Here is a 19,970-nt window from a genome sequence, read left to right on the forward strand (position 1 = left end):
CCAGCTCGGCAAAGGCGTTGGCGCGGGTTGCGGCGTCGGCCAGCAGTGCGTCGGAATTCGGGGTGTCGGTGTTTTCAGCGTGCGCAATAGCGCCGCTGCCGTCTTGAGGCTGCGTCATGTCGAATAGGTGGTAAGGCTGCCGCGCCGACCGCATCACATGATGCAGACGACGGAAATGGGATACGGCGACCGGTTAATTACGGGCGTCGGCGCCAATCGGATAAGGCCGGTTCGACAGACGAGGCTGCAAAACGGACAAGGCGGGGGAATTGGCCGGCCACAAGCTGAACGGATCAGCGAGATAGGGCGGCAGTCCCTGCGGCGTGATGTTAATCCACGCGGGAGATCGGAGACGATGCCAAGCTCTATGGCAATCGGCTGCGCATGCTTTGGGGCGGAATTTTGAGCGATGGGCGCTGGTGTTGAAACCAGCACATCGGCCAACCGCAAAAGGGCAGTAAGCAACCAAGCGTCGAACTATAGCACGAACTTTTGCAGTGCGTCAAAAAATCTATGCGGCACAGAAGCGGCAGGTTGCCGGAATGGGCGCGCGACCTATACTCAAAAGACCGGCCATTTGCGGCCGGCTAGGGGCGGATGATGGAATTCCCGATGGCCTTCTCCAACCTATATCTGTTGCTCGCCGTCTGCGTGGCGGGCGTGATCGGACTGGTGTCCGCGCCACTGGCGATCCGAGGTGCGCGGGTAGGGATCCGTGTGCTGTTGACGATCATTGGGGTGCTGATCGGGCTGCTCGTGCTCGAAGCGCTGCCGGTGTTGACCTAGACGACCCGGGGCCATCCGCAGCCATAGGCCCGCCCGTTTGTGGCGGGCCTCGTTATTCATGGCGCCGGAAAAACAAGAAAGCCAGGCGATGTCTGCCTGGCTTTGTGATGTGCCGGTGGTCCCGCCGACAGGAATCGAACCTGTATCTCACGCTTAGGAGGCGCGTGCACTATCCATTGTGCTACGGCGAGTGACCTGTCTCGGGTGACGCAAAAGGCCGCCCGAGCGAGCGGCGATTCTACGCAATTTGCCTCGCCAAGGCCAGACAGCCTAGGCCTTTGCAGCCTTCTCGGAAGCCGCTTCGACCGCCAGCGCCTCACGCCGGAAGTTGCGCGAGGCTGCGTGATAGAACGGCCGTGGGCAGAACTGCCGGGCCACGAATGAAGCCAGCAAGGTCGCCGCGAGCAAGTGGAACATCATGTTTTGACTGCGCGTCATCTCCATGACGATCACGCTGGCTGTGATGGGCGCTTGTGTTGCCGCCGCCAGAAACGCTGCCATCGACACCAGTACCAGTACGCGCTCGTCGGTAACGCCTGCGGTGAGCTGCCACAAGTGCTGGCCCAGTCCCGCGCCAATTGCCAGCGACGGCGTGAAGATGCCGCCCGGAATGCCGGCAAAGTACGACGCCACAGTCGCGGCCAGCTTGGATACGCCAAACCAGTGTGTTTCGATCGGGTGGCCGTTGAGTAGTGCGGCCACTTGCTCGTAGCCGGTGCCGTAGGTATCGCCGTGCGTGCTGGCGCCAATGCATGCAAGGACGACGCCACAGCCAAACGCGGTCCATACCGGATGCTGCTGAACGCGCTGCCCGATCGCTGCGGGCAGAATCCCCGCAATGCCCCCCAGCAGCAGCTTGGCGAACAGCCCGCCGAACACGCCGCACACCAGCGCGGCCAGTACGATCCAGGGCCATGCTTCGCGCAGGAACAGGATGGGCTCGTGCACCTGGAAATACGGGTTGTTGCCTACGATGGCCAGTGACAGGAAACCCGAGGCCAGCACGCCCGCCAGCACCAGGCGGTCCCAGCGCAGGGATGCGCCTTTGCCGAGTTCTTCAATGGCGAAGACCACGCCGGCCAACGGCGTGTTGAAGGCTGCAGCCAAGCCACCAGCCGCGCCGGCAGTCAGTAGCGCCTGCGCGTGGAAGCCGACGCGCACGCCGGCGCGATGCTGCCACCAATGCCCCCAGGCCAGCATGGCCGCCGCGCCCACCTGCACCGAGGGCCCCTCGCGCCCGACGGATGCGCCAAGGAACAGCGCCACCGCCGTCAGTCCGATCTTCCAGAGTGCCTGTGGAAGAGACACCAGCGTCGTTTGCGCCACCCCGAACGGTGGCAGATGCTGCGTGGCAATGACTTGTGGAATGCCGCTGCCGCGCGCCTGCGGTGCCACACGCAGCGTCAGCCAGCGCAACGCCGCCAGCCCCGGTGGCAAAAGCACGAGGGCCGCCCAAGTGTAGTGCGCGTGCAGGGCGCGTTGCCACGCCAGCGCGGCATCCGCCACCCACGAGAACACCAATGAGAACACCGCCACGCCCATCGCGCCGGCCAGGAAAATCGAAAACCGCAGCCCGTTGCGCGACATGCGCGAGGTTTGTCGCAGTTTGCGATCCAAGGCGCGCAATACACGGTCACGCAAGGCGGCAAATGAGGATGAAGGTGGGGAGGGGGTGTCACTCATGGGAAGGCAGGGAGAGGCAATGCAAACCGCGGCACAGGCGTATCGGAGCTACGTGAAACTTTGATGATGGTAGGGGTTTTGTGGGCGGCGCCCCACAATTCCGATGCGATTGTGGGGTAGCAAACGCTAAATCGAACGAACGATCGGTCACCGAATCAGATTTAAGTATTACGAACTTTGCATGCTTGTTCACGGAAGTTATGCTTCATCCCTCATCGGAGAAACCTTTTGGCGACCAACATGCTGACATCCGAAGAACGGGACGATCCGTGGACGGTGGAGCCGTCGCTGGATAGCCTGCTACCGAAGCAACGTCCTGGGACGATTGATCGCCCGATCTATTTTCGTCATACCGATACTCCTGACGGCCACGTCATCAAGCAGTTCCCGGACGGCTCGCGCCAACTCGTGCGCTTTATCGGCCTGGAAGAGCAGGTCGTCAAGCACTTCCTGTAAAGCCGCTTTCCTTGTCGGCGGCTGGTTCCCGCCACATTTGTGACGCACCGTATGACATGCAGCGTTGTGTTTCCTGGCGATGCGCTGCGTTGGTGATCGTCCTATCATTCGCGAATAAATTTACATAAGCGATTGATAAGTTCATGGGAAGTATGCAGGGGTTTGCGCCGGCTCAGCAGCCGGTCCGCGAAGAATGCGCTGGGGAGTCTGCCGTAGTCGCACCGCCCTCCGTCGACATGGTGGTGCCTTGGCCGGTGCGTGAATGGGCGCCTGCCTTGACTGCAACTGAAGCGATTGCCATGCGTGCCGCACTGGAGCGCGGTAACGTACTGCATTTTCCCTCCCTGGATTTTCCGTTGAACACGCGCGAGCGGCGCTTTCTCGACGCGTGCTGGTCCGACGGCAAGACGAAAAACATCAACCTGCGCGCCGACGAGGCCACTGTGCGTGGCGCGGTGGGTGCACCGGCTGACCTGCGCGAGCTCTCCGCACTGATCCGCCGCTATGCCGATGCCGCCGAGCGCCTGGTGCTGGCGCTGTTTCCCGACTACGGCCCGCACCTCAAGCGTGCTGGCACCTCGCTGCGCCCCGCAGAGATCGCCGGGCGCTCGGTGAGTTGGCGCAAGGACGATACACGTCTGCACGTCGATGCCTTTCCGTCGAACCCGTTGCACGGCCAACGCCTGTTGCGGGTGTTCCACAACGTTGATCCGGACACGCCGCGCATCTGGCGAATTGGTGAACCGTTTGCGCACTTCGCCAAGCGCTTTTTACCGAAAACGCGAGGCATGCTGCCCGGTCAGCCGTGGTGGATGCACAAGCTGCACATCACAAAGCGCCCGCGCTCGGACTACGACCATCGCATGCTGCAGTTGCATGACCTGGCGAAAGCCGATCTGCAATACCAGCGCAGCGCACCGCAGCAGACCTTCGCGTTTGCGCCGGGTGCGACGTGGATGGTGTTCAGCGATCAGGCGCTGCATGCAGCCATGCGTGGCCGTGCGATGATGGAGCAGACCTTCTACCTGGACCCGGCTGCGATTGCCGATCACACGCACTCGCCGGAAGCCGTGCTCTCACGCCTGCTCGGCAGGCCGCTGCGCTAGTCGCGCAAAGAAAAACGCCGCCGGACAAAGCGGCGGCGTTGAGCGTTCAACTGTGGTGTTCAGTCGGCGACCTTGTCGCTCGGGTACTTGAACGAGTCGCGCAGCAGGAAGCTCATCGGAATATCAAGCTTCGCGCCATTGGGCGGAATCGGCTGCTGGAACCACTTCTTGTAGAGCTTATCGGCCTCGTAATCGAGGATGATGTTGGTCATCGCGCGGTCGACTATCCGTTTGAATTCGGCGTCGTCCTTGCTGAGCATGATCGCGTACGGTTCGACCGTCAGCATGTCACCGACCACGGCGTAGTCGCCCGGTTTCTTGGCATTGGCACGAAAGCCGTAGAGCAGCACATCGTCCATCGCAAAGGCATCGGCCTTGCCGGCTTCGACCATGGCGAAGGCCTCGGCATGGTCCTTCGCTTCGATAATGTTCATGCCCAGCACACGCGCGTCGTTCACCTTGCGCAGCTCAGTGATGTTGGTGGTGCCCTTGGTCGAGACCACCGTCTTGCCGCGCAGATCGTCCCACTTGCGGATGCCCGAAGATGTCTTGACGATCATCCGGCTGCCGGCGATGTAGTGCGGGATGGTGAAGGCCACTTTCTCACGGCGCTCACGCGTGTTGGTGGTCGAACCGCATTCGACATCGGCCTTGCCTTCGGCGATGGTCGGGATGCGCGAAGACGAGGTCACCATCACGTACTGGACCTTCAGGTCGGGGCGCTTGAGTTCGGTACGCAGCTTGTCGACCACACGCAGGCAGAGGTCCATCGCATAACCAATGGGTTTCTTGTCGGCGTCGTAGAACGAGAACGGCACGGAACTCTCGCGATGCGCGACGCGGACGATGCCGGTATCACGGATGCGGTCGAGAACGGGTGTGGTGGATGCCAGGGCGGTGCCCGGCGCAAAGATGGACAGAGAAACAGAGAGCAGCGCCGCGATCGGCAGCGTGCGCTTGAAGCACAGCATGGTTGTATCCCCCGGGAAAGAATGGCGGCCCGCCTTATCGTTATGTCCGGCTTGTGGCCGGAGGGCCTGCCGCATGATACGGCGCAGCGAGCGAACCTGCAGGCCCGCACTTTTGCGCTGTTGTAAGCAGGCCGCAAGACTGGATTCCATGCTCTAGAAATCTGCTTGCAGATGAGACTGGGGGTGAGCCTGACAGTGGTGCGTGGCGCACATCAAGCGTGCGCAGATTGCACTGCATCAGCCATGCGGCTGGTGCGTCGCACCTTTGTGGCGTAAGGTGCGCGCACGCTTGATGCGGCATGCGTTGTTGCGGTGCAAAGCCGCACGGGGCTTGGCTTTGTGAGTCGTCTCGGCGTTTTTCCCTACCGGGTTTGTCCTGACTGCCCGAGAGGGACAAGGGGCGCTATGCTCCGCTCATGTCTTGTTCGCAAGGCATCGAGGAGAGACTCTTCCGGCCCGCCGAAAGCGGGCCGTTTTCTTTGGTGCGAACCTTTGACGCACCCCGCATCAGGGTTGCCCCGTTCAGCTTTGATTCGGCAGCACATTGCCCGGCTGCGACGACTGCCGCGGCCAGTTCGAGAACGCAAAGATCCACAGCGCCACGAGGTTCACCAGCGGTATCAGCACCAGCAGGGTCCACCACTGCGAGAAGCCGGTTCGCAGCAAGACCTGCCGCACCGGGATGCCTACCACGATCAGGGCGATCAACAAGCCGAATAGTCCGCGCATCAGTGTTCCCCTTCGCTAACGTTGTGGGTGGAAGCGGCCGGAAAAGCGAGCCCGGCGGCACAAGCGTTATAGCACCGGCGCGCACAAGCGCAATGACACCGGATGCCTGTCGCACGGGCCGACTACAATACGCGCCTTCTGGCCGCACGCGGCCCGCATCCTTTTTCACTCCAGCATGGCCCTGTTTTCCATTACCGATGCGCAACTGGCGTTCGGCCACGTGGCGCTGCTCGACCACACCGATTTCTCGCTGGAGGCCGGCGAGCGCGTCGGCCTGATCGGCCGTAACGGCACCGGCAAGTCGTCGCTGCTCAAGATCGTGGCGGGCCTGACCGCCCCCGACGATGGACTGATCGCTCGCCAGAGCGGAGTCACCTCGGCGTATGTGCCGCAAGAGCCTGTATTCGACCCCGATCAGACCGTGGCCCAAGCCGTGGCGATGGGCGTGCCGCACGCTGCCGGGTTGCTGGCTGAATACGAGGTGCTGGTCGCGTCGATGGGGGATTCGCATGATGAAGATGAAGAGGCCATGCACAAGTTGCATGCTCTGCAGGCCCAACTCGATGCCGCCGATGCCTGGCAATTGCACACGCGCGTGGAAACGACCATCGCCCAGCTCGGCCTGCAGCCTGGCGCCCGCATCGGTTCACTCTCGGGCGGTCTGACCAAGCGTGTGGCGCTGGCGCAGGCGCTGGTGGGGGCGCCCGACATCCTGCTGCTGGACGAGCCGACCAACCACCTCGACTACGACTCCATCCGCTGGCTGGAAGACTTGCTGCTGGCCTTCCGCGGCAGCGTGCTGTTCATCACACACGATCGCGCGTTCCTTGACCGTGTCGCCACGCGCATCATCGAACTGGATCGCGGCAAGCTGCGTTCGTACCCCGGCAACTTCACCGCGTATCAGGAGCGCAAGGCGCAGCAACTCGAAGCCGAAGCGTTGGAAAACGCCCGCTTCGACAAGCTGCTCGCGCAAGAAGAGGTGTGGATTCGCAAGGGCGTCGAAGCCCGCCGTACGCGCAGCGTGGGCCGCGTGGCGCGCCTGGAGCAGATGCGTGTGGATCGCCAGGCGCGTCGTGAAGTGCAGGGCAACGTCAAACTCGAAGTCTCGCAGGGGGACCGCTCCGGCAAGATCGTCGCCGAACTGACGGACGTGACCAAGCGCTACGGTGACAAAACGGTGGTCGACAACTTCACCGCCACCATCATGCGCGGCGACAAGGTCGGTATTCTCGGCGCCAACGGTGTCGGCAAGACCACGCTGCTCAAGCTGATCCTCGGTGAGCTGGCACCCGATTCGGGTACGGTGCGCAACGGCACCAACCTGCAGGTGGCGTATTTCGACCAGATGCGCGCACAGCTGGACCTGAATCGCTCGCTGGCCGACACCATCAGCCCCGGCAGCGACTGGATCGAGGTCAATGGCCAGCGCAAGCATGTGATGAGCTACCTGGGCGACTTTCTCTTCCCGCCCGAGCGGGCGCGCTCGCCGGTGGCGTCGCTGTCGGGTGGTGAGCGCAACCGGCTGCTGCTGGCACGCCTGTTCGCGCGCCCGGCCAACGTGCTGGTGCTGGATGAGCCGACCAACGATCTGGACATCGACACGCTCGAGTTGCTGGAAGAACTGCTGCAGGAATACAGCGGCACCGTGTTTCTGGTCTCGCACGATCGCGCTTTTGTCGATAACGTCGTCACCTCGGTGATTGCGGCGGAGGGCGAGGGCCGCTGGCGCGAATACGTGGGCGGGTTCTCGGATTGGCAGACGCAATCGGCGCGCTCGGCGCAAATCGCGCAGGCCGCCAAGCCCGTCGCCGAAGAGAAAAAGCCCGAGGCTGCCAAACCGCGCGAGCGCGCCACGGTTAAGCTCAGCTACAAGGAGCAGCGCGAGCTGGACGCACTGCCCGCCACCATCGAAGCGCTGGAGGCCGAGCAGAAGCAGGTCAACGCCGAGCTGGAAGACGGCTCGATCTACAGCCGCGACCCGGAGCGCGCCCAGAAGCTGGCCGAGCGTCACGAGGCGATCGAGCTGGAACTGCTGGAAGCGCTTGAGCGCTGGGAAGCACTCGAAGGCAAACGCGCCGGCACGGCGTGATTCCGATGGCGCGCTAGTCCGTCAATATGTCAGCGGGATGTCGGCTGTGCGTCGCATCCCAACGCTGACGATCCCTCCGCATTGTTAAGGGCGGCTTCCTTTACAATGCGCGCTGCATTCCGGCGCTCGGGGCAGACCCAGAGCCCGCCAGTTTTCCGCCTTCCATGAGCAAAACCTCCCAATACAGCGAATCGTCGATCAAGGTCCTCAAGGGCCTGGAACCGGTCAAGCAACGGCCGGGCATGTACACGCGCACCGACAACCCGCTGCACATCGTGCAGGAAGTCATCGACAACGCCGCTGACGAGGCGTTGGGCGGCTTCGGCAAGCTGATTGCCGTGACGCTGCACAAGGACGGCAGCGTGAGCGTGGAAGATGAGGCGCGCGGCATTCCCGTCGGCATTCACCCCGAAGAGGGTGTGCCGGTGGTCGAGATCGTCTTCACGCGCCTGCATGCGGGCGGTAAGTTCGACAAGGGCCGCGGCGGCGCGTACGCGTTCTCCGGCGGCCTGCACGGCGTGGGCGTGTCGGTCACGAACGCGCTGTCGACGCGGCTGGAGGTGACGGTCTGGCGCGATGGCCAAGTGTCGGCGCTCACGTTCTCCGGCGGCGACGTCATCGAGAAGCTGACGACGCGTAAAGCCGAGCGCGGTGAAAAGAAGAACGGCACACGCGTACGTGTGTGGCCCGACGCCAAGTATTTCGACTCCGAGAACATCCCCCAGGCCGAGCTGCAGCGCCTGTTGCGCAGCAAGGCCGTGCTGCTGCCGGGCGTGAAGGTTGCGCTCACGCTGGAAAAATCCGGCGAGACGCTCGAGTGGCAATACGACCAGGGCCTGCGCGGCTATCTGGTTGAATCGCTTGCGCAGGGCAGCGGTGCCGAGCCGGTGATCCCCCTGTTCGAAGGTGAGCACTTTGCCGACCCTGACAAGCCCGGCGAAGAAGGCTTTGCCTTTGGCGAAGGCGCCTCGTGGGTGGTGGCGTGGACGGAGGAGGGCTCGCCAGTGCGCGAGTCGTACGTCAACCTGATCCCGACGCCGGCCGGTGGTACGCACGAATCCGGCTTGCGTGAGGGGCTGTTCCAGGCCGTGAAGAGCTTTGTCGAGATGCACGCGCTGCAACCCAAGGGCGTCAAGCTGATGCCCGAAGACGTGTTTGCACGCGCCTCGTTCGTGCTGTCGGCCAAGGTGCTGGACCCGCAGTTTCAGGGCCAGATCAAGGAGCGCCTGAACAGTCGCGATGCGGTGCGGTTGGTCTCCAGCTTCAGCCGCCCCGCGCTGGAGTTGTGGCTGAACCAGCACGTTGAGCACGGCAAGAAGCTGGCCGAACTCGTCATCAAGCAGGCGCAGGCACGCACGCGTGCGGCGCAGAAAGTGGAAAAGAAAAAGGGCTCCGGCGTGGCCGTGCTGCCCGGCAAGCTGACCGATTGCGAGTCCGACGACGTCACGCGCAACGAACTCTTCCTGGTGGAGGGCGACTCCGCTGGTGGCTCGGCCAAGATGGGCCGCGACAAGGAATTCCAGGCCATCCTGCCGCTGCGCGGCAAGGTGCTGAACACGTGGGAAACCGAGCGCGACCGCCTATTCGCCAACAACGAAGTGCACGACATTGCGGTCGCCATTGGCGTGGACCCGCATGGTCCGAACGACACGGTCGACCTCTCTGGCCTACGCTACGGCAAGATCTGCATTCTGTCGGATGCCGACGTGGACGGCGCACACATCCAAGTGCTGCTGCTCACGTTGTTCTTCAAGCACTTCCCGCAGCTGATTGACCGTGGGAACGTCTGCGTGGCCCGCCCGCCGCTGTATCGTGTCGATGCGCCAGCGCGCGGCAAGAAGCCCGCGCAAAAGCTCTACGCGCTGGACGACGGCGAGCTCGAAGCCATTGAAGACAAGCTGCGCAAGGACGGCGTGAAGGAAGGCGCCTGGCAGATCTCCCGCTTCAAGGGCCTGGGCGAAATGAGCGCCGAGCAGCTTTGGGAAACCACCATGAACCCCGACACGCGCCGCCTGCTGCCCGTGGCGCTTGGTGCACTGGACCAGGAGCAGACCGTCAACATGATGAACATGCTGATGGGCAAGGGCGAGGCTGGCGCGCGCCGCACGTGGCTGGAAACGCGCGGCAACGAAGTCGAAGCCGATATCTGACCTTCAACCGACAACGATGAAGCTGTTCTCACGTTTCGCATTTGCATTGACGGCGCTGGCCCTGTTGGCCAGCCAGCCGGCGCGCGCGGACGTCTATGGCTACATCGATGAGAACGGCCTCGCGCACTTTTCCGCCGAGCGCCTGGACGACCGCTACGTGCTCTTTATGAAGGGCGCGTCGGTGGCGGGCGGAACCGACGACAAGAGCACCAACGCCATCGCCCTGCCAGCCACTGAGTTGCCGGATGCCGATGCCTACCTCGCCGCCAGCAAGCGCGATGCACTGGACAACGCCGGCGGCATGCGCCAGCGCCTCGTACGCGCAGTGCTGCAGCACCCGAACGTGCCAACGGTCGAGCCGCTGATTCGTCAGGAAGCGGGCAAGCGCGGCATCGACCCGGCATTCGTGAAGGCCGTGATTGCCGCCGAGTCCGGCTTCAACCCGCAGGCCGTGTCGCCCAAGGGCGCGATCGGGCTGATGCAGGTAATTCCCGACACCGGTGCCCGCTATGGCGTGACGGGGGATGCGCGTCGCACGGCAGCGCAGAAGCTGGCCGACCCCAAGATCAACATCACCACGGGCGTGCGCTATTTGAGCGACTTGCTGCGCATGTTTTCCGGCAATCTCGAACTCGTGCTCGCCGCCTACAACGCGGGCGAGGGCGCTGTGCAGAAGCACGGCAACGACATCCCGCCCTATGCCGAGACGCAGAACTACGTGAAGACGGTGATGCAGTTCTACCGCTACTACAACCCGATGGCTGAGATGAACGGGGCAGGCGGGTTCATGACCGTGAGCGCCAACGGTGCCATGGTCACGCGCAAACCTGGCCGCACGGGCCGGCCCGCGCGCATCGAAGTGGTACTCGACCCTGCCACCGGCGTGGTCACGAACGCACAACAACATTGATCCTGGCGGTGCGCTGATGCCCATGCAGCATGCGCGCCGCCTTCGCTTGAGCTTCCATGGAACAACAAGACATCCTCTTCGACCCTAGCGAGCCGGCCGAGGCGCTCACGCTTGGCGCCTATGCCGAGCGTGCTTACCTCGACTACGCTGTCAGCGTGGTCAAGGGCCGCGCGCTGCCTGAGGTGGCCGATGGCCAGAAGCCGGTGCAGCGCCGCATCCTGTTCGCGATGCACGAGATGGGCCTGCGCTCTGACGCCAAGCCTGTCAAGTCGGCCCGCGTGGTGGGCGACGTGCTCGGTAAATTCCACCCGCACGGCGATCAATCTGCCTACGATGCGCTGGTGCGCCTGGCGCAGGATTTCTCGCTGCGCTACCCGCTGATCGACGGCCAGGGCAACTTCGGCTCGCGCGATGGCGACGGTGCGGCGGCCATGCGCTACACCGAAGCGCGCCTGACGCCCATCTCTCGCCTGCTGCTCGAAGAGCTGGACCAGGGCACGGCCGATTTCGTGCCGAACTACGATGGCTCGATGGACGAGCCGAAGCTGCTGCCTGCGCGCCTGCCGTTCGTGCTGCTCAACGGCGCATCGGGCATCGCGGTGGGCATGGCCACGGAGATTCCGTCACACAACCTGCGCGAAGTGGCCACTGCCGCCGTCGCGCTCATCCGCGACGACAAGCTCACCAGCACTGACCTGATGCAGTACATGCCGGGTCCGGACTATCCGGGCGGCGGGCAGATCATCTCGTCCGCAGCGGATATCGCGCAGGTGTACGAAACCGGTCGAGGCAGCCTGAAGGTGCGCGCGCGCTGGAAGATTGAAGAACTCGCGCGTGGCCAGTGGCAACTGGTGGTGACGGAGCTGCCGCCCAACAGCTCGTCGCAGAAGGTGCTGGAAGAGATTGAAGAGCTGACCAACCCAAAGGTGCGCACGGGCAAGAAGTCGCTGTCGCCGGATCAGCTCACCATGAAGCAGACCATGCTCGGTCTGCTGGATGCGGTGCGCGACGAGTCCGGCAAGGATGCGCCGGTGCGGCTCGTGTTCGAGCCCAAGAGCAAGAACATCGACCAGCAGGAGTTTGCCAACGCGCTGCTGGCGCATACGTCGCTGGAGTCGGGCGCCGCCATCAACCTGGTGATGATCGGCATGGATGGCCGGCCGCGCCAGAAGGGTCTGGCCGAGATCCTGCGCGAGTGGATCAGCTACCGCTTTGCCACAGTCACGCGCCGTACGCGCCATCGCCTGGGCAAGGTGGAAGACCGCATCCACATCCTCGAAGGCCGGCAGATGGTGCTGCTGCGCATCGAAGATGTGATCCGCATCATCCGCGAGAGCGACGAGCCCAAGGCTGCTCTCATCCAGGCCTTCAACCTGAGCGATCGCCAGGCGGAAGACATCCTGGAAATCCGCCTGCGCCAACTGGCGCGCCTGGAAGCCATCAAGATCGAGCAGGAGCTGAAGAACCTGCGCGAAGAACAGGGCGAGCTGGACGTGCTGCTCAAGTCCGAGACCATGATGCGCCGTCGCATCGTCAAGGAGATCGAGACCGACGCGAAGCAATACGGTGACGACCGCCGCACCCTCATCCAGGAAGAGCGCCGCGCCGCCGCCGAAGTGAAGGTGGTTGACGAACCCGTCACGGTGATCGTCTCGCAGAAGGGCTGGGTGCGCACGCGTCAGGGCCATGGCCACGACGCCACGCAATTCGGCTTCAAGGCGGGCGATACGTTGTACGACACCTTCGAGTGCCGCACCACCGATTCGCTGCTCATTTTCGGCACGCGTGACGACAAGGGCGCGGGTCGCGTGTATTCGGTGGCCGTGGCCAACCTGCCGGGCGGCCGTGGCGACGGTGTACCCCTGACCACGCTGATCGAGTTGGCTCCGGGCACGCATATCGCTCACACGTTCGCCGGCCATGCCGAGCAGAACCTGGTGATCTCCACGCGCGGCGGCAACGGCTTCATGGCGAAGGTGGGCGACATGGTCGGCCGCCAGAAGGCCGGCAAGGCGTTCCTGACGCTGGATGAGGGCGACCAGCCCAACAAGCCCGCACCGGCACCGGAAGACGCCTACGGCGTGGCCTGCCTGTCGGAAGGTGGACGCATGTTGCTGTTCCCGATCAGCGAGCTGAAGACGCTGGCCAGCGGTGGCCGTGGCGTGATCCTGATGGAGCTGGAGAAGAGCGAAACGCTGCTGCAGGCATTGGCCTTTGGCGCGGCGGGTTTCGTGCTCTCGGGCACCGGCCCGCGCGGCGGCAAGGCGGTCGAGCAGACCATGACGACGCGCGCGCAGGAGGCCTACGCCGGCAAGCGCGCACGCAAGGGCAAGACGCTGGAGCCCAAGCTGCGTGAACCGAAGCTGTCGCTGCCCAAGCCCGCGCCGGAAGCCGCTTGAGTCGATAGACGATGACCGACCTGAGCGCCGAGCCTGACGCCAACGCTGCGCCCTCGGGGGCAAACGTTCCATCGTGCAGCAAGCTCTTCACCGAGTTTGCGCGCATGGGGTTGTCGGGCTTCGGTGGCGTGCTGCCGTTTGCGCGCGCGGGCATTGTCGACCGCAATGGCTGGCTGACCAACGCGGAGTTTGCTGAACTTCTGAGCTTGGGCCAGGTGCTGCCCGGCCCGAACGTCGTCAACCTCTCTGTGATGCTCGGCTACCGCTACCACGGCGTGCGCGGGGCCGCCGCCGCGATGTCCGGGCTGGTGGCGGTGCCCGCGGTGCTGCTGCTGTTGATTGTGATGCTGTACGACCACTTCAGCGCGTTGTCCCTGGTGCAGAACCTGCTCAAGGGCATGGCGGCGGTGGCGGCGGGGCTGGTGCTGTCGACGGCGATCCGGCTGGCGCAAGGGCAGTCGCGCACGTGGCGCGCCATCGGCATCGGCTTGGCGGTCTTCCTGGCGATTGGCGTGCTGCAATGGCCGCTGCTGCCGGTCATGCTGGTACTGATTCCGCTGGCGCTCGTGCTGGAGTGGAGGGCAACGCGATGAGCTACCTCAGCACGCTGTTCGACCTGTTCTGGCACTTCCTGATGCTGTCGTTTCTCGCCATTGGTGGGGCCAGTTCAACGCTGCCCGACATGCATCGTTTCCTGGTCGACACGCGGCACTACATGACCAGCGAACAGTTGAGCGCCATGTACGCCATCTCGCAGGCTGCGCCAGGGCCGAACGTGCTGTTCGTCGAGCTGTTCGGCTGGCAGTCCGCCGGGCTGGGCGGCGCGATCGTAGCCCTCGTCGGCATCTGCGGGCCGTCCTGCGTGATTGCGGGTGTGATTGCCCGTGTCATGGACCGCGCCCCTGACGCCCGCTGGGTCACGCTCATCCGCCGTGGTTTGGCTCCGCTGACCATCGGCCTGATGTTTGCCACCGGCTGGGTGCTGACGCGCGGGGCAGACCACAGCATGGGCACCATCGCCTTGACGGTGGCCACGGTGCTGGCCTGCACGTTCACGCGCGTGCATCCGCTGTTGCTGGTGGGGCTTGGTGCGCTCGTGGGTGGGTTGGGCTGGGTCTAGCGACCGGCGCGACTGCGTCGGCGGTGCAGTCTTCGTTGCAGGCGATATCAAAGGCGAACTCTGGGTTCGCCTTTTTTCTTGGTGCGCGATTCAAAAAATCGGGTGCGCTGCACTTCCTATTCTCGAAACCTCGGGAACACCCTAGTGCAACTCGTATTGTATATACAAGAGTATACGAATTATTGCGATGTTGCTTAGATATGGTGGCTATGCTCCGGCGCGCGTGCTGTTGCGCGTCTGATCTGCGCCGCGCGGGCGTCCAGCGGACGAAGATCCGTACGCCACAGCGATACGCCCCAAGGGCCACCTCGCTTACCTAGTAGACAGGACAGGAGACAGATTGGAACACCTTCAACGCAACCTGCGCGCGCGGCACATCCGCTTTCTCGCGCTCGGTTCGGCCATCGGCACGGGCCTTTTCTATGGGTCTGCATCGGCCATCCAGCTGGCCGGGCCGGCGGTGATCCTGGCGTACATCATCGGCGGCGCGGCCGTCTACATGGTCATGCGCGCGCTGGGTGAAATGGCCGTGCGGCAGCCGGTCTCCGGCTCCTTCGGGCGCTATGCGCGTGACAACCTCGGGCCGCTTGCCGGCTTTCTCACGGGGTGGACGTACATCCTCGAAATGGTGATCGTCTGTCTGGCAGACGTGACCGCCTTCGGCATCTACATGGGCTTCTGGTTTCCCGATGTGCCGCAGTGGATCTGGGTGCTCGGCATCGTCATGCTGATCTGCGCACTGAACCTGTGCAACGTCAAGGTATTCGGCGAGATGGAGTTCTGGCTCGCGCTGGTCAAGATCGTGGCGATTGGCGCGATGATCGTCGGCGGCATCGCGATCCTGTTCCTGGGCGTGCAGATGAACGGCGAGCACGCGCCCGGCCTGAGCAACCTGTGGGCACACGGCGGCTTCCTGCCGCACGGCGTTGGCGGCCTGGTCGCCTCGCTTGCGGTGGTGATGTTCGCCTACGGCGGCGTGGAGATCATCGGCATCACCGGCGGTGAAGCGCAGAACCCCGACAAGGTCATCCCCAAGGCGATCAACGCCGTGCCCGCGCGCATCCTGCTGTTCTACGTGCTGACGATGTGCGTGCTGATGGCGATCTTCCCGTGGACGGGCATCGGCGGCCAGGGCAGCCCGTTCGTGCAGATCTTCTCGGGGCTGGGTATCAAGTCGGCCGCGGCGATCCTCAACCTGATCGTCATCTCGGCGGCCATCTCGGCCATCAACAGCAACATCTTTGGCGCGGGCCGCATGATGTACGGCATGGCCGAGCAGGGCCAGGCGCCGCGCATCTTTGCCGCGACCTCGCGCCACGGCGTGCCCTGGGTGACGGTGCTGACCATGGCCGGTGCCCTGCTGGGCGGCGTGGTGCTGAACTACCTGATTCCCGAGAACGTCTTCCTGATCATTGCGTCCATTGCCACCTTCGCGACGGTGTGGGTGTGGCTGATGATCCTGCTCTCGCAGGTGGCGATGCGCCGCCGCCTGTCGGCTGACGAAGTGCGTGCGCTCAAGTTCAAGGTGCCGCTGTGGCCGGTGGGCCCTGCGCTCGCCATCGCCTTCATGCTGTTTGTGATCGGTGTACTGGGCTACATGGAAGACACCCGCGTGGCGCTGTACGTCGGCGCAGGCTGGGTAGTGCTCATGTCGGCGGCGTGGTACCTGCGTGTGAAGCCGACAGCCGCAGGTGCGCTAGCTGAAGAGGCGAGCGGGGTCTGAGCCAGCCAACCTAAAAACAATCATTGCGGAGACCACATCCATGTCCAACGACACCATCGCCCCATCGTATGGCAAGGCAGCCGGTACCCCCGCGGCGGGGCACGAGCGCCCGCTGTCACGCCCGCGTGCGATTGCGGCCATCACCATCGGCAACGGCCTCGAGTTCTACGATTTCGTGGTCTACAGCTTCTTTGCCACGCTGATCGGCCGACTGTATTTCCCGGTCGGCAACGCCACGGGTCAGTTGCTGATGTCGTTCGCCACATTTGGCGTGGGTTTTCTGATGCGGCCGCTCGGCGGGTTGCTGATCGGCATGTACGCCGACCGCGCGGGCCGTAAGCCCGCCGTGGCGCTCACGCTGTGGCTGATGGGCCTGTCGTCGCTGATCTTTGTGGTGACGCCCACGTATGCACAGATCGGTATCGCCGCACCGGTGCTGGTGGTGCTCGCGCGGCTCGTGCAGGGCTTCGCCATCGGTGGCGAAATGGGGGCCTCAACCGCGCTGCTGCTCGAATATGCAGACGACCGTTCGCGCGGCTTCTACACGAGCTGGCAGCCGTTCAGCCAGGGGCTTGCTGCGCTGTTCGGCGCACTGGTCGGCTTGCTGCTGAGCAACGTGCTGGCGCCGGCGTCGCTGGAGTCGTGGGGTTGGCGGGTTGCGTTCCTGATCGGGATTCTCGTGATTCCGGTCGGCCTCATCATCCGTCGTCGCCTGGAGGAAACCGCCGCACCGTCGAGCGAGCAGGAAGCCGATGCCACGCTGCCGCTCCTGCGCGAACACCGCCGCGCACTGGTGGCAAGCATTCTGCTGATGATCGGCGTGGCCTCGTCGACGTACATCATCGTCTATTACCTCAGCAACTACGCGGTCAGCGTGCTGCACATGCCGCTGTCGCTCGGTATCTGGGCAGCGTGCATCGCGGCACTGGTGCAGGTGGTGCTGTCGCCGTTCGCGGGCTGGCTTGCAGATCAGGTCGGGCGTCGCAAGGTGGTGCTGTGGTCGCGCGTGGCGTTGCTGGTGATGGTCTATCCGGCCTTCGCGCTGATCAATGCCGAGCCTTCGCTGGCGCGCTTGCTGATCGTGGTGGGCTGCCTGTCGGTGCCGATGTCGATGACCTCGCCGGCGTCGATGGTGCTCGTGAGCGAAGTGTTGCCGCAGCGCTTGCGTGCCACCGGGCTGTCGATCGCCTACTGCGTTGCCATTGCCATCTTCGGTGGCTTCGCGCAGTTCTTTTCGACCGAGCTGATCCAGCTCACCGGCAATGCGAACGCGCCCGCGCTCTATGTGATCGGCTGTGGGCTGGTATCGCTGATCGGCCTGGCGATGGTGCCGGAAACGCTGGGGCGCCGGCTGTCGTAAGTCTGCGTGCGCAAGGCTCAGTCCACCCCGACGAACCCACCGGTCTGATGCGCCCACAGGCGGGCGTACAGACCACCGTGCGCCAGCAGCTCCGCATGCGTGCCGCTCTCCACGATGCGGCCGCCATCCAGCACCACGAGCCTGTCCATGCGCGCGATGGTCGAGAGCCGGTGCGCAATCGCAATCACCGTCTTGCCGCGCATCAGGGTTTCCAGGCTTTCCTGAATGGCGGCTTCGACTTCTGAATCGAGCGCTGACGTTGCCTCGTCCAGGATCAGGATCGGCGCGTCCTTCAGCAACACGCGCGCGATGGCAATGCGCTGGCGCTGGCCGCCCGAGAGCTTCACGCCGCGCTCACCCACCAGCGCATCGAAACCGCGTCGGCCGTGTGCGTCGGACAGCTGCGGGATGAATTCGTCGGCACGGGCACCTCGCACGGCTTCCATCAGATCGGCCTCGCTGCTGTCGGGCTTGCCATAGCGCAGGTTGTCGCGAATGGAGCGGTGCAGGAGCGAGGTGTCCTGCGTGACCATGCCGATCTGCGCACGCAGGCTCTCTTGCGTGATGTCGGCAATGTCCTGGCCGTCGACCAGGATGCGGCCTTGCTCCACGTCGTACAGGCGCAGCAGCAGGTTGACCAGCGTCGACTTGCCCGCGCCGGACGGGCCGACCAGGCCGATGCGCTCACCGGGGCGCACGACAAGGTCCAGCCCCTCGATCACGCCACTGCCCTTGCCGTAGTGAAAGCCGACGTGCTCGAAGCGCACCTCGCCCTGCGTGACGCGCAGCGGCTGCGCGCCCGGCCGGTCGGTCACGGTGCGCGGCACGGCAATGGTCTGCATGCCGTCCTGCACCTGCCCGACGTTCTCAAAGATGCCGTTGACCACCCACATGATCCAGCCGGACATGTTGTTGATGCGGATCACCAGCCCCGTTGTCAGCGCGATGGTGCCGACCGTCACCAGCCCTTGGCTCCACAGCCACAGTGCGAGCCCTGTGGTGCCGGCGATCAGCGCGCCGTTCATGGCCGTGATCGTGAAATCCATGGCGCTGATCATGCGGCCCGACAGGCGCACTTTCTCGGTCTGTTCCGACATGGCGTCGCGTGCATACGTTTCTTCGTACTGCGTATGGGCGAACAGCTTGAGCGTGGTGATGTTGGTGTACCCGTCGACAATGCGGCCCATCAGCTTGGAGCGCGCCTCGGTGGCAACGACCGAGCGCGCTTTCACGCGCGGTACGAAGTAGGCCAGCGCGGCGATGTAGCACGCGATCCACAGCAGCAGCGGCACCATCAAGCGCCAGTCGGCCTGCGCAAACAGTACCAGCGCGCTGATGGCGTAGATCAACACGTGCCAGATCGCATCCACCGCCTGCACGGCCGAATCCCGCAGCGAAAAGCCGGTCTGCATGATGCGCTGGGCAATACGGCCGGCAAAGTCGTTCTGGAAGAACGACAGGCTCTGCTTGAGCACGTAACGGTGGTTCTGCCAGCGGATCAGGTTGGCCAGGTTCGGGTTGATGACCTGATGCACCAGCACATCGTGCAGGCCAAAGATGATCGGCCGGGCAATCACCGCAACGAAGGCCATCCACAGCAACTCGTTGCGGTGCCGAGTGAAGAATTCTGCGCCCGGTGTCGCCTGAAGCATGTCGACGATGCGCCCGAGGAAATCGAACAGCGCCACCTCGATCAGCGCGCCCGCCAGGCCCACAGCCAGCAGAAACACGAAGACGCCGCGCACCTCACGCAGGAAGTGGGCGTAGAAACGCCAGACATCGCCCGGCGGCTTGCTGTCGGGCAAATGGCGGAAGGGGTCGATGAGTCTTTCGAGGCGGCGCAGCGGCATGTCGGATCGGGCGGGGGGGGGTGACCGACGCCCCTGGGCGGGGCGTGCGCGGGAGCGCTGCCCATGATACGCGCGACAAATAAGCCACGCCTGAGGCGGGGCTTTCCTGGTCTGCTGCCGTGAAGTGGGCCGCCGGAGCTCGGCGCGTGGGGTTCTGAACCCTGCGCGTGAGGTCCGGAACTCGACGGTTGAGGTTCGGAGCACGGCGTGCGAGGTTTGGAGCGCCGCATTCGGCGTTCTGAGCTCGACTCGTGAGGTTCGGAACCCGGAGTGTTGAGGCTCGGAGCTCGACGTTTGGGGTTCAGGGCTTGGAGCTTGAGGTTCTGAACTCGGCGTTCGAGGTTCCGAACTCGAAGGATGACGCTCGGAACTCGAAATGTTGGAGTCCAGAACGCGACGGTTGAGGTTCAGAGCTTGGTGTTCGGCGTTGCGAGCCCAACGCGTGTGGCTCTGGACTCGGCAATCGGGGTCCGGAACCCGGTGCGTGAGGGTTTGAGCCGTGCTGGGCCCGGGAGTGTCAGGATTTCCGTGTTCAAGGCTGGGGTTGAGAATCACACGGACGGTCGAACGAATCGATCTGCATAGAGGATAGCGAATTGGTTCATAGCGTCCTTCCAAGCGAGACCGGGGCGGTT

The 19,970-nt window shown here is 64.0% G+C and carries 15 protein-coding genes and 1 tRNA gene; 11 read left to right on the forward strand and 5 right to left on the reverse strand.

Annotation, left to right across the window (positions count from 1 at the left end; translation table 11 throughout):
- Positions 1 to 597: 597 nt before the first annotated feature.
- Entirely contained in the window at positions 598 to 786 is a 189-nt protein-coding gene (locus JHD73_RS19125) for a hypothetical protein (protein WP_039596328.1), read from the forward strand.
- Positions 787 to 902: 116 nt separating this feature from the next.
- On the opposite strand, the gene JHD73_RS19130 is transcribed toward JHD73_RS19125, so the two are convergent.
- Together JHD73_RS19130 and JHD73_RS19135 are read right to left on the reverse strand one after the other, a co-directional pair.
- Positions 903 to 977 (reverse strand) — tRNA-Arg (locus JHD73_RS19130).
- A gap of 79 nt (positions 978 to 1,056) precedes the next feature.
- Positions 1,057 to 2,469, reverse strand: a complete 1,413-nt coding sequence (locus JHD73_RS19135; RefSeq protein ID WP_199031815.1) for a chloride channel protein — start codon at positions 2,467 to 2,469, stop codon at positions 1,057 to 1,059.
- Positions 2,470 to 2,697: 228 nt separating this feature from the next.
- On the opposite strand from JHD73_RS19135, the gene JHD73_RS19140 reads away from it, so the two are divergent.
- Together JHD73_RS19140 and JHD73_RS19145 are read left to right on the forward strand one after the other, a co-directional pair.
- Positions 2,698 to 2,925, forward strand: coding sequence for a hypothetical protein (locus JHD73_RS19140; RefSeq protein ID WP_171017938.1), 228 nt, complete (start codon positions 2,698 to 2,700; stop codon positions 2,923 to 2,925).
- Positions 2,926 to 3,068: 143 nt separating this feature from the next.
- Positions 3,069 to 4,031 (forward strand): Kdo hydroxylase family protein, encoded by a 963-nt coding sequence (locus tag JHD73_RS19145; protein WP_199031816.1) that lies wholly within the window; start codon positions 3,069 to 3,071, stop codon positions 4,029 to 4,031.
- Positions 4,032 to 4,090: 59 nt separating this feature from the next.
- Here JHD73_RS19145 and JHD73_RS19150 read toward each other — a convergent pair whose 3' ends face one another.
- Positions 4,091 to 5,002, reverse strand: a complete 912-nt coding sequence (locus JHD73_RS19150; RefSeq protein ID WP_199031817.1) for an amino acid ABC transporter substrate-binding protein — start codon at positions 5,000 to 5,002, stop codon at positions 4,091 to 4,093.
- Positions 5,003 to 5,524: 522 nt separating this feature from the next.
- Positions 5,525 to 5,731: a hypothetical protein gene (locus JHD73_RS19155; RefSeq protein ID WP_048931705.1), complete on the reverse strand. Its 207-nt coding sequence runs from the start codon at positions 5,729 to 5,731 to the stop codon at positions 5,525 to 5,527.
- A gap of 175 nt (positions 5,732 to 5,906) precedes the next feature.
- Here JHD73_RS19155 and JHD73_RS19160 point away from each other — a divergent pair, with 175 nt between their 5' ends.
- From JHD73_RS19160 to JHD73_RS19195, 8 genes are all read left to right on the forward strand, one after another.
- Complete coding sequence (locus JHD73_RS19160) at positions 5,907 to 7,823, forward strand: ATP-binding cassette domain-containing protein (RefSeq protein ID WP_199031818.1); 1,917 nt, start codon at positions 5,907 to 5,909, stop codon at positions 7,821 to 7,823.
- Positions 7,824 to 7,987: 164 nt separating this feature from the next.
- Complete coding sequence (locus tag JHD73_RS19165; protein ID WP_199031819.1) at positions 7,988 to 9,973, forward strand: DNA topoisomerase IV subunit B; 1,986 nt, start codon at positions 7,988 to 7,990, stop codon at positions 9,971 to 9,973.
- Between the two features lie 16 nt (positions 9,974 to 9,989).
- Positions 9,990 to 10,883 carry a lytic transglycosylase domain-containing protein gene (locus JHD73_RS19170; RefSeq protein ID WP_199031820.1) on the forward strand — a complete coding sequence of 298 codons (894 nt, stop codon included), beginning with the start codon at positions 9,990 to 9,992 and terminating at the stop codon, positions 10,881 to 10,883.
- Positions 10,884 to 10,939: 56 nt separating this feature from the next.
- Complete coding sequence (parC, locus tag JHD73_RS19175; RefSeq protein WP_199031821.1) at positions 10,940 to 13,282, forward strand: DNA topoisomerase IV subunit A; 2,343 nt, start codon at positions 10,940 to 10,942, stop codon at positions 13,280 to 13,282.
- A gap of 11 nt (positions 13,283 to 13,293) precedes the next feature.
- Positions 13,294 to 13,875, forward strand: a complete 582-nt coding sequence (locus tag JHD73_RS19180; RefSeq protein ID WP_199031822.1) for a chromate transporter — start codon at positions 13,294 to 13,296, stop codon at positions 13,873 to 13,875.
- Complete coding sequence (locus JHD73_RS19185; protein ID WP_199031823.1) at positions 13,872 to 14,402, forward strand: chromate transporter; 531 nt, start codon at positions 13,872 to 13,874, stop codon at positions 14,400 to 14,402. Before JHD73_RS19180 ends, JHD73_RS19185 begins: the two co-directional genes overlap by 4 nt.
- 340 nt (positions 14,403 to 14,742) lie before the next feature.
- The gene (locus tag JHD73_RS19190) at positions 14,743 to 16,125 is read left to right on the forward strand and encodes an amino acid permease (RefSeq protein WP_199031824.1); all 1,383 of its coding nucleotides are present in this window, start codon (positions 14,743 to 14,745) and stop codon (positions 16,123 to 16,125) included.
- A gap of 40 nt (positions 16,126 to 16,165) precedes the next feature.
- Entirely contained in the window at positions 16,166 to 17,485 is a 1,320-nt protein-coding gene (locus JHD73_RS19195; RefSeq protein WP_199031825.1) for an MFS transporter, read from the forward strand.
- A gap of 17 nt (positions 17,486 to 17,502) precedes the next feature.
- Here JHD73_RS19195 and JHD73_RS19200 read toward each other — a convergent pair whose 3' ends face one another.
- The gene (locus JHD73_RS19200) at positions 17,503 to 19,335 is read right to left on the reverse strand and encodes an ABC transporter ATP-binding protein (RefSeq protein WP_199031826.1); all 1,833 of its coding nucleotides are present in this window, start codon (positions 19,333 to 19,335) and stop codon (positions 17,503 to 17,505) included.
- Between the last annotated feature and the right edge of the window lie 635 nt (positions 19,336 to 19,970).

The sequence above is a fragment of the Ralstonia sp. ASV6 genome (genome assembly GCF_016429285.1).
GTDB lineage: Bacteria > Pseudomonadota > Gammaproteobacteria > Burkholderiales > Burkholderiaceae > Ralstonia > Ralstonia flaminis.